Source organism: Pseudomonas sp. NBRC 111140 (assembly GCF_001320885.1).
GTDB classification, from domain to species: Bacteria; Pseudomonadota; Gammaproteobacteria; order Pseudomonadales; family Pseudomonadaceae; genus Aquipseudomonas; species Aquipseudomonas putida_P.
Genome location: NZ_BCBQ01000047.1, coordinates 32,837 through 45,240 on the forward strand (window position 1 = coordinate 32,837; position 12,404 = coordinate 45,240).

Annotated in this window: 10 protein-coding genes; all 10 read right to left on the reverse strand. The window is 62.0% G+C overall.

Going from position 1 to position 12,404, the window contains the following annotated elements:
* Positions 1-264: 264 nt before the first annotated feature.
* Positions 265-1,548: a tRNA lysidine(34) synthetase TilS gene (gene tilS, locus APH42_RS16255; protein WP_060493771.1), complete on the reverse strand. Its 1,284-nt coding sequence runs from the start codon at positions 1,546-1,548 to the stop codon at positions 265-267.
* Positions 1,549-1,689: 141 nt separating this feature from the next.
* Entirely contained in the window at positions 1,690-2,637 is a 948-nt protein-coding gene (locus tag APH42_RS16260; protein WP_041166396.1) for an acetyl-CoA carboxylase carboxyltransferase subunit alpha, read from the reverse strand.
* Positions 2,638-2,744: 107 nt separating this feature from the next.
* Positions 2,745-6,269, reverse strand: coding sequence for a DNA polymerase III subunit alpha (gene dnaE / locus APH42_RS16265; RefSeq protein WP_012270848.1), 3,525 nt, complete (start codon positions 6,267-6,269; stop codon positions 2,745-2,747).
* Positions 6,270-6,447: 178 nt separating this feature from the next.
* Complete coding sequence (rnhB, locus tag APH42_RS16270; protein WP_060493772.1) at positions 6,448-7,071, reverse strand: ribonuclease HII; 624 nt, start codon at positions 7,069-7,071, stop codon at positions 6,448-6,450.
* 1 nt (position 7,072) lies between these two features.
* Positions 7,073-8,200, reverse strand: a complete 1,128-nt coding sequence (gene lpxB / locus APH42_RS16275) for a lipid-A-disaccharide synthase (RefSeq protein ID WP_060493773.1) — start codon at positions 8,198-8,200, stop codon at positions 7,073-7,075.
* A 1-nt stretch (position 8,201) separates the two neighbouring features.
* Positions 8,202-8,978, reverse strand: coding sequence for an acyl-ACP--UDP-N-acetylglucosamine O-acyltransferase (lpxA, locus tag APH42_RS16280; RefSeq protein ID WP_012270845.1), 777 nt, complete (start codon positions 8,976-8,978; stop codon positions 8,202-8,204).
* Complete coding sequence (gene fabZ, locus APH42_RS16285) at positions 8,975-9,415, reverse strand: 3-hydroxyacyl-ACP dehydratase FabZ (protein ID WP_003252314.1); 441 nt, start codon at positions 9,413-9,415, stop codon at positions 8,975-8,977. Before fabZ ends, lpxA begins: the two co-directional genes overlap by 4 nt.
* Positions 9,416-9,529: 114 nt before the next feature.
* Positions 9,530-10,585, reverse strand: a complete 1,056-nt coding sequence (gene lpxD, locus APH42_RS16290) for a UDP-3-O-(3-hydroxymyristoyl)glucosamine N-acyltransferase (RefSeq protein WP_060493774.1) — start codon at positions 10,583-10,585, stop codon at positions 9,530-9,532.
* Between the two features lies 1 nt (position 10,586).
* A complete protein-coding gene (locus tag APH42_RS16295) occupies positions 10,587-11,090 on the reverse strand; it encodes an OmpH family outer membrane protein (RefSeq protein ID WP_012270843.1) in 504 nt (167 codons plus the stop codon).
* Positions 11,091-11,134: 44 nt separating this feature from the next.
* The coding region (gene bamA, locus APH42_RS16300) for an outer membrane protein assembly factor BamA (protein WP_082421411.1) at positions 11,135-12,404 on the reverse strand (1,270 nt) is incomplete at its 5' end.

Consider the following 12,404-nt stretch of genomic DNA (forward strand, 5'->3'; position numbering starts at 1 on the left):
ACCCTAGAAGTCTGCGTTAAGGCGGCCAGCGCCGCCGGAGAAAGCGAAGGAAGGCCGAAGCCCCCGATCACCTGCGTCAATCACAGTGCATCTCGAAAAACTGCCGCGTCTGTACAGACCAGGGGTATCCCCGGCATGGAGCTCGCTCGTCATTTCCAGAATCAGCCCAGCAAAAAACTGCTTGGTAATCGGCAACCCCTGTGTTTTCGCGGAACCCACAGAAGTTGTATCAAGAAGGGAGGGTAGTCTACCGGAATGTACCCTTCAGCTCAAACCTTGCGCGTTCGTCGGTAACTGCCAATGCAGCTGGCAATCCGCCTGCACCTGCCTGGGCAAGTTGGCCACTGCCAGCAGGCGTTCGCCCCGATACAGCAGCGGCAGGCGCGAACGCAGGAAATGCGGCACTTGCTGCTCGTTGAGCAGGCGCTTGAGGTCGCGCCGTCCACGGCCGGGGATCTCCAGCATTTCACCACCCAGGCGGTAGGCGATGCGCAACCCATCGAGCTGGCCTGCGCCAACAAGACGCACACTACCATTGCCCGGCAACAGCAACGGCTCGTCAGGATCAGCCCAGGCCAGCTGGCCGGTGGGTGTCTTCAGCCAATCGCCACTCAACCACCAGACGCGCCCTTGGCTACGCAGCAACCGCCCATCGGCAAGCGACCAGACTGGCTGGGCATCGGCGCCGGCATCGCGCAGGTCTGCCCAGCCAGCCCAATGCCGCGTGTCGGGCAAACGGGTGCGCTGGCTCAGCCAATATTGCAAGGCATTGCGTTGACGGGACGGCGAAAGCGTCGCCAGGGCAGCCAGGCCGAGCGATGGTAGCGCCGACCACGCGGCGGGTGCCCCCTCCTGCGCGCGCGCCAGGTCGGCCTGGGCCAGTTCGTCCAACAGGCCCAGGGCCTCCCCCAAGTGCTCTGCAGCGCGGGCGAGGTTCTGACTGGCTTGTGGCCAACGTTGTTGCAAGCGCGGGAACACCTCGCCGCGCAGGTAGTTGCGGGCGAAATGTGTGTCAGTGTTCGACGGGTCTTCGATCCAGGCCAGCCGGTGGGCGCTGGCGTAGTCCTGCAACTGTTGCCGGGCACACCCCAGCAACGGCCTGGCCAGGCTGCCCTGCCCTAGCGCCCGCTGCCCCGGCATTGCCGCAAGGCCACGCAGACCGGCGCCGCGCAGCAGGCGGAACAGCAGGGTTTCAGCCTGGTCGTCGCGGTGCTGGCCGGTGAACAGGATGTCGCCAGGGCCGAGCGTTTGCTTGAAAGCGGCATAGCGGGCGTCGCGAGCGGCCTGTTCGACACTCGCGCTAGGGCTGACCTGGACGTGGATGACCTGGAGTTCGACGCCGAGATTGTCGCAGATGGCTTGGCAATGGGCAGGCCAGGCGTCAGCGGCGGTTTGCAGGCCGTGATGGACATGAATGGCGCGCAACGGGGGGGACGCGTGGTTGCGGGCGTAGTCAGCCAGCAGGTGCATGAGGACGGTGGAGTCGAGGCCGCCGGAGTAGGCGATGTACCAGTTGGGGGCATTGAGCCAGGGGTTGAGGTTGATCATCTAGCCCTCGCTCGATTCAACAAAGCATTCGCGGGCACGCCCGCTCCCACAAGTATGCCGCTAGCCCCGAGGGTAGAGCATTACCTGTGCAAGCGGGCGTGCCCGCGAACACCGGCAAAGCCGGTGCCCGTCATCTCGCTATCAGAGGCCGTAGCTCATCAGGCGCTCGTAACGGCGTGCCAGCAGCGCGTCGTTGTCGAACTTGCCGAGCATGTCCAGTTGCTGCACCAGGTCGGCACGGATGGCTTCCGACATCTTGGCCGGGTCACGGTGGGCGCCGCCCAGCGGCTCCTGGATGACCTTGTCGACAATGTTCAAGCTCTTCAGGCGCTCGGCAGTGATGCCCATTGCCTCGGCGGCGTCAGCGGCTTTGTCGGCAGTCTTCCACAGGATCGAAGCGCAGCCTTCCGGCGAGATCACCGAGTAGGTGGAGTACTGCAGCATGTTCAGTTGGTCGCACACGCCGATGGCCAGTGCACCGCCAGAACCACCCTCACCGATCACGGTGGCGATGATCGGGGTTTTCAGGCGCGCCATCACGCGCAGGTTCCAGGCGATTGCCTCGCTCTGGTTGCGCTCCTCGGCGTCGATGCCTGGGTATGCACCTGGGGTGTCGATGAAGGTCAGGATCGGCATTTTGAAGCGCTCGGCCATCTCCATCAGGCGGCAAGCCTTGCGGTAGCCTTCCGGGCGCGGCATGCCGAAGTTGCGACGCACCTTCTCGCGTACTTCGCGGCCCTTCTGATGACCAATGACCATGACTGGCTTGCCGTCCAGGCGGGCGGTACCGCCTACGATGGCAGCGTCATCGGAGAAGTGGCGGTCACCGTGCAGCTCTTCGAACTCGGTGAAGATGTGCTCCAGGTAGTCCAGGGTATAAGGACGACGTGGGTGACGGGCCAGGCGGGCGATCTGCCAGCTGGTCAGGTTGCCGAAGATGCTTTCGGTCAGGGTGTTGCTCTTGTCTTGCAGACGGGCAATTTCATCGCTGATGTTCAGCGAGTTGTCGTTACCTACCAGGCGCAGGCCTTCGATCTTGGCTTGCAGGTCGGCAATCGGCTGTTCGAAATCGAGAAAATTCGGGTTCATAGTCATCCGTCTTGGGTCTACGGCCAGGCGGCCGGCCGGTTGATCCGTTTGGCGCCATACCTTAAGGGATCAGGCGCATTCAGGTCGAGATTAAATGTTTTGTCGGTTCAACGATATTGCAGGAAGACGTTCTCACGCCCGAACTGGTCACGCAGCGCCTGAATCAGCCCGTCGGCCGGGTCGATCGCCCACTGCTCGCCGAACTGCAGCATGGCCTTGGCGTCGCTGCCGGTGTACTCCAGGGTGATCGGGCAAGCACCGCGATGGCGGGTGATCAGCTCACCCAGCCACTTCAGCCGGTCGCCCTTCAGGGCATCGTGCGCCACTTTCAGGCGCAGGCTCTCGGCCAGCTTGGTGCGTGCGTCTTCCATGGTCATGACCTGCTTAACCCGCAGGCGCAGGCCGCCGGAGAAGTCGTCGTTGCTGACCTCGCCTTCGACCACCACCATGGCATCGGCCTGCAGCAAGGACTGTGCCGCGATGTAGGCATCTGCGAACAGGGAAGCCTCTATGCGCCCGGAGCGGTCATCCAGGGTAACGAAGCCCATCTTGTCGCCCTTTTTGTTCTTCATCACCCGCAAGGCGATGATCATGCCGGCGATGGTCTGGGTTTCGCGCGACGGCTTGAGGTCGATGATGCGCTGGCGGGCGAAGCGGCGGATCTCGGTCTCGTACTCGTCGATCGGGTGGCCGGTCAGGTACAGGCCAAGGGTGTCTTTTTCGCCCTTCAAGCGCTCCTTGAGGGTCAGCTCGCGGACCTTGCGGTGGTTGGCATAGACGTCGACTTGCGCCTCGTCGAACATGCTGCCGAACAGATCGACGTGACCGCTGTCAGCGGTGTGGGCCGCTTGCTCGGCAGCCTTGATGGCCTCACCCAGCGCCGAGAGCAAGGTCGCACGGTTGATGTCGATGTTGGCCTGGTAGGCCTTTATCTCGTCATGGAAGTGCGGGCCCAGCCGGTCCAGCGCGCCGCTGCGCACCAGCGCATCGAGGGTACGCTTGTTCACCCGTTTGAGATCGATGCGGTCACAGAAGTCGAACAGGTCCTTGAACGGGCCGCCCTGGGCACGGGCCTCGACGATTGCTTCCACCGGGCCTTCGCCGACGCCCTTGATGGCACCCAGGCCGTAGACGATACGGCCGTCGTTGTTGACGGTGAACTTGAAGTCGGAGAAGTTCACGTCTGGCGCGTCCAGCCGCAACTTCATGCTGCGAACTTCTTCTACCAGCACCACCACCTTGTCGGTGTTGTGCATATCCGCCGACAGTACCGCAGCCATGAATGGCGCCGGGTAGTGGGTTTTCAGCCAGGCGGTCTGGTAGGACACCAGGCCATAGGCTGCGGAGTGAGATTTGTTGAAACCGTAACCGGCGAACTTTTCTACCAGGTCGAAGATGTTACCAGCCAGGTCCGCATCGATATTGTTGGCCACGCAACCTTCGATGAAACCACCGCGCTGCTTGGCCATTTCCTCGGGCTTTTTCTTACCCATCGCCCGGCGCAGCATGTCGGCACCGCCCAGGGTATAGCCTGCCATCACCTGGGCGATCTGCATCACCTGTTCCTGGTACAGGATGATGCCGTAGGTGGGCGCCAGTACCGGTTTGAGGCCTTCGTACTGGTAGTCCGCATGTGGGTAGGCCAGCTCGGCGCGGCCGTGCTTGCGGTTGATGAAGTCGTCCACCATGCCCGATTGCAGCGGGCCGGGGCGGAACAGTGCCACCAGTGCGATGAGGTCTTCCAGGCAGTCGGGCTTGAGCTTCTTGATCAGCTCCTTCATGCCCCGCGATTCAAGCTGGAACACGGCCGTGGTTTCGGCCTTCTGCAACAGCTCGTAGGTCTTGCGGTCATCCAGCGGGATGAAGTCGATGTTCAAGTCGGGCAGGTTGTTCTTGGCCTGCTCGCGGTTGATGATCTCCATCGCCCACTTGATGATGGTCAGGGTACGCAGGCCGAGGAAGTCGAACTTCACCAGGCCGGCGGCCTCGACGTCATCCTTGTCGAACTGGGTGACCAGGCCACCGCCTTCTTCATCACAAGCGATCGGCGAAAAATCGGTAAGCTTGGTCGGCGCGATAACCACACCACCGGCGTGCTTGCCGGTACCCCGGGTCACACCTTCCAGCTTCAGGGCCATGTCCCAGATTTCGCGGCCGTCTTCGTCGCTTTTGAGGAAGTCGCGCAGGATTTCTTCCTGCTCGTAGGCCTTCTCCAGGGTCATGCCCACTTCGAACGGGATCATCTTCGACAGGCGATCGGCCAGGCCGTAGGACTTGCCCTGCACCCGCGCCACGTCACGCACCACCGCCTTGGCGGCCATGGTACCGAAGGTGATGATCTGGCTTACCGCGTTACGGCCGTAGGCCTCGGCCACGTAGTCGATGACCCGGTCGCGGCCGTCCATGCAGAAGTCGACGTCGAAGTCGGGCATGGAAACACGTTCAGGGTTCAGGAAGCGCTCGAACAGCAGGTCATAGGCCAGCGGGTCAAGGTCGGTGATCTTCAGTACGTAGGCCACCAGCGAGCCGGCACCCGACCCCCGCCCCGGGCCGACCGGCACATCGTTGTTCTTGGCCCACTTGATGAAGTCCATGACGATCAGGAAGTAACCGGGGAAGCCCATCTGGATGATGATATCCAGCTCGAACTTCAGGCGGTCGAGGTAAACCTGGCGCTTCTCTTCGTAATTGGGCGTGGTGTCTTTCGGCCACAGCACCGCCAGGCGCTCTTCAAGGCCCTCGTAGGACACATGCCGCAGGTAATCGTCGATGCCCATGCCGTTGGGCGTCGGGAAGTCAGGCAGGAAGTATTTGCCCAACTGCACCTGGATGTTGCAGCGCTTGGCGATTTCGACCGTGTTGGCGATGGCGTCGGGCAGGTCGCTGAACAACTCGGCCATTTCCTCGGCCGACTTCAGGTACTGCTGGTCGCTGTAGCCACGCGGGCGGCGTGGGTCGTCGAGGGTCCAGCCTTCGCCGATGCATACACGGGTTTCGTGGGCGTCGAAGTCCGACTGCTTGATGAAACGCACGTCGTTGGTGGCCACCAGCGGCGCGCCAAACTTGTCGGCCAGGGCTACCGCAGCGTGCACGTATTCTTCGTCGCGGGCGCGATTGGTGCGCTGTACTTCTACATAGAAGCGCTCGGGGAACATGCCCATCCAGTCTTGCAGCAGGGCTTGGGCTTCATCGTCTCGACCATTGAGCAAGGCCATGCCGATGTCGCCTTCCTTGCCCGCAGACAGGGCAATCAGGCCTTCGCTGGCGGGGGCGATCCATTCACGCTGGAGGATGACCAGGCCGTTTCGCTGGCCGTCGGTCCAGCCCCGCGAGATCAATTCGGTGAGGTTGCGATAGCCCTGGGGGTTCATGGCCAGGAAGCAAATGCGCGACAGCGGGGCTTCCGGGTCGGCACCGGCCAGCCACAGGTCGGCACCGCAGATCGGTTTGATGCCGGCGCCCATGGCCGTTTTGTAGAACTTCACCAGCGAGCACATGTTGCTCTGGTCGGTGATCGCCACCGCTGGCATGTTCATCCCGGCTAGCGCCTTGGCCAGCGGTTTGATCCGCACCAGACCGTCGACCAGCGAGAATTCGGAGTGGACGCGCAGGTGAACGAAGGGAACCGACATGGAAGATCCTGTAGCAGTGCTTAACGACAAGGGCGGGATTGTAGCTTAAATGGGGAGGGGATTTGGGGCTGCGTCGCAGCCCTTCGCGGGCACCCCCGCTCCCACCGAGAGATTGCTGCCACCAGCAGCGACGCCACACCTGCGGCAGCGGGCAAGCCCGCGAAGCAGCCCTGGCAGGTCAGATCAGGGAATCGGTGACGCCTTCACGCGCTTCCCACGCCGCCCGCACCGGGGCAAACGAACGCCGATGAATGGGCGTAGGCCCCAGGCGCGCGAGCGCCTCAAGGTGCACGGGAGTCGGGTAACCCTTGTGCCCGCCGATGCCATACCCTGGGTAGATCAGTTCGAATGCGCTCATTTCCCGATCACGGGTTACTTTGGCCAGGATCGATGCCGCCGCAATGGCCGGCACCTGGCTATCGCCCTTGACCACAGGCGACGCCGGCACGGCCAGCTTCGGGCAGCGGTTGCCATCGATCAAGGCCAGCTTGGGGGTAATGTGCAGGCCTTCCACCGCACGTTGCATGGCCAGCATGGTGGCTTGCAGGATATTCAGGTGGTCGATTTCCTCGACCTCGGCGCGGGCGATGCAGAAGCTCAGGGCCTTTTCGCAGATCTCGTCGAACAGCGCCTCGCGTTTGGCCTCAGTGAGTTTCTTCGAATCGTTCAGGCCAAGAATCGGTCGCGCAGGGTCGAGGATCACTGCCGCCGTAACCACTGCGCCGCACAGCGGGCCACGGCCCACTTCGTCAACGCCGGCAACCAGGTCTTCGACCAGGTTGAAGTCCAGTCCAATTTGCATGTCAGCGGTCCTTGAGCAGGGCCAGTACCGCCTCGGCCGCCTGGTTGGAGGCGTCACGGCGCAGGGTGCGGTGAATTTCGTCGAAACGTTCGGTCTGTTGGCTACCATCGCGCACCAGCGGCGCAAGGGTGTTGGCCAACGCTTGGCTGGTGGCTTGGTCCTGCAGCAGCTCGGGCACCAGCTCGCGCTGGGCCAGCAGGTTCGGCAATGACACGTAGGGGCTTTTCACCAGGCGCTTGAGAATCCAGTAGGTCAACGGTGCCAGGCGGTACGCCACCACCATCGGCCGCTTGTACAGCAGCGCTTCGAGGGTCGCGGTGCCCGAAGCGATCAACACCGCGTCACAGGCCGCCAGGGCTTGGTGCGACTGGCCATCGAGCAAGGTCAGCGGCAGCTGGCGCCCTTCAAGCATGTGCTCGACCTGGGCACGCCGCGCAGCGTTGGCACAGGGCAGCACAAAGCGCACACCCGGCACCTGCTGACACAGGTGCTCGGCTGCATCGAGGAATAACGCGCCCAAGCGTCCTACTTCGCCACCCCGGCTACCGGGCATCAGCGCCACTATCGGCCCTTCGCCCAGGCCCAGTGCGGCACGCGCGGCCGAGCGGTCAGCTTCAAGCGGGATGGTGTCGGCCAGCGGGTGGCCGACAAAGCGCACCGGTACACCTTGCTCTTCGTAGAAGCGCGCCTCAAACGGCAACAGCGTCAGCATCAGGTCGCAACCTTCGCGAATCTTCAGCACACGCTTCTGCCGCCAGGCCCACACTGATGGGCTGACGTAGTGCACGGTCTTGATGCCGGCCTGACGCAGTTTCAGTTCGATATTGAGGGTGAAGTCCGGGGCGTCGATACCGATGAAAACGTCGGGTTTTTCGTCGATCAACGTCTGGATCAATAGCTTGCGGCGCTTGAGCAGCTCGCGCAGGCGCCCCAGTACTTCGACCAGGCCCATGACGGCCAGGCGCTCCATGGGGAAATAGGATTGCAGGCCTTCGGCTTCCATCAAAGGGCCGCCAACGCCGATAAAACGTACATCAGGGTGACGTGCCCTGAGGGCACGCATCAAGCCTGAACCCAGAATATCGCCGCTGGCCTCACCGGCGACCAGCGCTACGCAAAGCTGGGCCATATCAGCGTGTAATACCGCGGGCGGAGCTCACGATCGACTGACGGAACAGCTCGACCTCAGGATGTTGCGCGGCCGGCTCGGCCAGTTCCTTGAGGGCGTCTTCGACGGTCAGGCCCTGACGGTAGACAATCTTGTAGCAACGACGCAGCACGTGGATCACCTCGTCGCTGAAACCACGGCGGCGCATGCCCTCGAAGTTCATGCTGCGGGCTTCGGCCGGGCTGCCGAACACGGTCACGAAAGCCGGAACGTCCTTGCCAATCGCCGTGCCCATGCCGGAAAACGCGTGGGCGCCAATGTGGCAGTACTGGTGAACCAGGGTGTAGCCGGACAGGATCGCCCAGTCACCCACATGCACATGACCGGCCAGCGCCGTGTTGTTGACCAGGATGCAGTGGTTGCCGATGACGCTGTCGTGGCCAATGTGGGCGTAGGCCATGATCAGGTTGTGGTCACCCACGGTGGTCTCCGCGCGGTCCTGAACAGTACCGCGGTGGATGGTCACCCCTTCGCGGATCACATTGTGATCGCCAATCACCAGGCGCGTCGGCTCCCCCTTGTACTTGAGGTCCGGGGTGTCTTCACCGATCGAGGAAAACTGAAAGATACGGTTGTGCTTGCCAATGCGGGTCGGCCCCTTGAGCACAACATGCGGGCCGATAACGGTGCCCTCCCCGATTTCTACATCAGGGCCAACGATCGACCAAGGGCCGACCTCGACCCCATCGGCCAGCTTGGCCGACGGATCGATAATGGCCCGAGGATCAATCGAATTCATAGGGAGCGTTCCGCGCAGGTGATTTCTGCCGAGCAAACCGGTTTGCCATCGACCAGGGCGCGGCATTCGAACTTCCAGATCATGCTTTTGCGGCTGAGGAACTTGGCTTCCAGCACCAGCTGGTCACCCGGTAGTACCGGCTGACGGAAACGCAGTTTGTCGGAACCGACGAAATAGTACAGGGTGCCATCGGCCGGCTTGGCATCGAGCATCTTGAAACCAAGGATGCCGGCCGCCTGGGCCATGGCTTCGATGATCAGGACGCCCGGCATGATCGGGTGCGCCGGGAAGTGGCCATTGAAAAACGGCTCGTTGATGCTGACATTCTTGTAGGCACGAATGCTCTGGGCCTCGAAGTCCAGATCCGTCACACGATCCACCAGCAGGAACGGGTAGCGGTGAGGCAGGTATTCGCGAATCTCGTTGATGTCCATCATTTCGGGGGGGAAGCCTGTAATAAGAATAGGGAGCGCAGGTGCTGACCACACGCTCCTTTTGCAATCCAAAGAGGAGCCAGCTAGCGACTGTTCACTCTTGCTCAGGGAATGGTATCAGCCTTCTGATGTCGGCAGGCCACCTGAGGTCACGGTATCGACGCGTTTTTCCAGCTGCTGAAGACGTTTGGCCATGTCATCCAGCTGGCGGATACGCGCAGCGCTCTTGCGCCAGTCAGCCAGAGGCTGCATGGCTGTGCCGGATGAATAGGAACCGGGTTCGGTGATCGAACGGGTTACCATTGTCATCCCGGAAACAAATACGTTATCGCAAATATCGATGTGCCCCACCAGGCCCACGCCGCCGGCCAGCATGCAATGCTTGCCGATGCGTGTACTGCCGGAGATGCCTACGCAAGCGGCCATAGCCGTGTGGTCACCGATCTGCACGTTGTGGGCGATCTGGATCTGGTTGTCGAGCTTGACCCCGTCCCCGATCCGCGTGTCGGACAGCGCACCACGGTCAACGGCAGTATTGACGCCGATTTCCACGTCATCACCAATGGTGACGCCACCAATCTGGGCAATCTTGCGCCAGATGCCCTTCTCATTGGCAAAACCGAAGCCTTCGCCGCCGATCACAGCACCCGACTGGATGACCACACGCTTGCCGATGGTGACGTCGTGATACAACGTAACCCGCGGCGCCAGCCAGCCGCCCTCACCTACAACGCAACGCGCACCGACGAAGCAATGTGCGCCGATGCTGACATCAGCCTCGATACGTGCACCACTTTCGATGACCGCGAACGGCCCGATGCTGGCGCTGGCGTCTACCTGCGCGTCCTCAGCCACCACGGCGCTGGGATGGATTCCCGCCACAGCCTTGGGTTTAGGGTCGAACAGGTGGGAAATACGCGCATACGCCTGGTAGGGGTCGGCCACGATCAGGGCATTGCCAGCGAAACTCTCGGCATCCGCGGCCTTGAGCAATACCGCACCCGCCTGGCAGTTATCCAGGTACTTGCGGTACTGCGGGTTGGCGAGGAAGCTCAACTGACCGGGGCCAGCCTCTTGCAAGGTGGCCAGCGCGGTAATCTGCAGCGCCTCGGGCCCCTTGAGGGTGGCACCGAGGGCCTCGGCCAGTTGGCCTAGCGTCATGGTCACACTCATATCAACGGGCTTGGTTCATGCGCTCGATGACCTGGCGGGTGATGTCGTACTGAGGTTTGACATCGATGACCGCACCACGCTCGAGAACGAGGTCGAAACCGCCTTTCTTGATCACTTCCTCGACGGCGCCATCCAGCTTCGGCTTCAGCTGCTTGAGCATATCGCGGTCAGCGACGGCCTTGGCTTCGTTCAGCTCCTTGGACTGGAACTGGAAGTCGCGGGCCTTTTGCTTGAACTCGAGCTCCAGGCGCTCACGCTCCTGCTGCTGCATCTTGTCACCGCCCTTGATCAGGCGGTCCTGGATGCCCTTGGCGCTGCTTTCCAGGCTTTTCAGCTTGGTCAGTTGCGGGCCGAACTTCTTCTCGGCATCGACCGCGTACTTCTTGGCGGCATCCGACTCGAGCAGGGCCATCTGATAGTTCAGCACGGCTACCTTCATTTCGGCGAAAGCCGGGGTGGCGACCAGCGCCGCGGCCACTACGGCCAGTTGAGCCAATTTACGCACGATGCACTCCTGGATAAACCGTTGTCATTAAGCAGGGGCCGACCTTAGAAGGTCTGGCCCAGAGAGAATTGGAACACCTGGGTATCGGCATCGTCCGGCTTTTTGACCGGCATTGCCAGGCTGAAGCTCAGCGGGCCCAGTGCGGTAATCCAGGTGACACCCAGGCCGACCGAACTGGCCATGCCCGAGAAGCCGACCTTCTCGCAATCAGGTTTGTTGCCGCAATTGGTGTCGAACACGTTACCCACGTCCCAGAACACGGACGTGCGCAGCGAACGCTGATCCTTGACGAACGGCAGCGGGAACAGCAATTCGACGCCACCTTGAACCAGCACGTTGCCACCGAACGGCAGCGGATCCTGGTCCGGGTCACGGATGGTACCAGGTTTGCCGTTAGGATCATCCGCGCCACGGCTCGGGGTACTGCGCGGGCCCAGGCTGCTGTCCTTGAAGCCACGGACAGAGTTGAAGCCACCTGCGAAGTAGTTCTCGTAGAACGGCAGGCCCGATGTACTGCCATAACCATCACCATAGCCCAGTTCGGTGTGCAGGCGCAGGGTGTAGTCGTTGCTGATCGGCTGGAACAGCTGCCCACGGTAGTCGAGCTTGAAGAACGACAGGTCGCTGCCCGGAATGGTGGATTCCAGGGTCAGGCTTTGCGAGTGACCACGGGTGGCCAGCACGCCTTTGTTCAAGGTCGATTCGGACCAACCGATCGAAGCCTTGAAGTTCAGGAAGTTGTCGCCTTCCTGGTCGAGGAAATCGAAGATCTCGTCAACGGTGTACTTACCGGTCTTGATCTTGTCCTGCTGCACGCTCAGGCCGTAGGTCAGGCGCGAGGTTTCGCTGATCGGGTAGCCCAGGCTCACGCCGGCACCGTAGCTGTCCACCGCATAGCTGGCCACGTCGACGTCGAGGTCGTCGTAGTCGGTGCTGCGGTAGAAGGCGTTGTAGCCCAGGCTGACGCCATCGGCAGTGAAGTAGGGATCAACGAAGCCGAAGTTGTAGCGGGTCTGGTATTCCGAACGGGTCAGGCCGACGGATACTTTGTTACCGGTACCGAGGAAGTTGCTCTGGCTGATCGAACCACCGAGGATCAGGCCGGCGCTCTGGGCGAAACCGACGCTGGCGGTGATCGAGCCGGAGGCCTGCTCTTCGACGCTGTAGTTGACGTCGACCTGGTCGTCGGTGCCCGGCACCGGTGGGGTCTCGACGTTGACTTCCTTGAAGTAGCCCAGGCGCTCCAGACGGGTCTTGGACTGATCGATCAGGTAGGTCGAAGCCCACCCGCCTTCCATCTGGCGCATTTCGCGG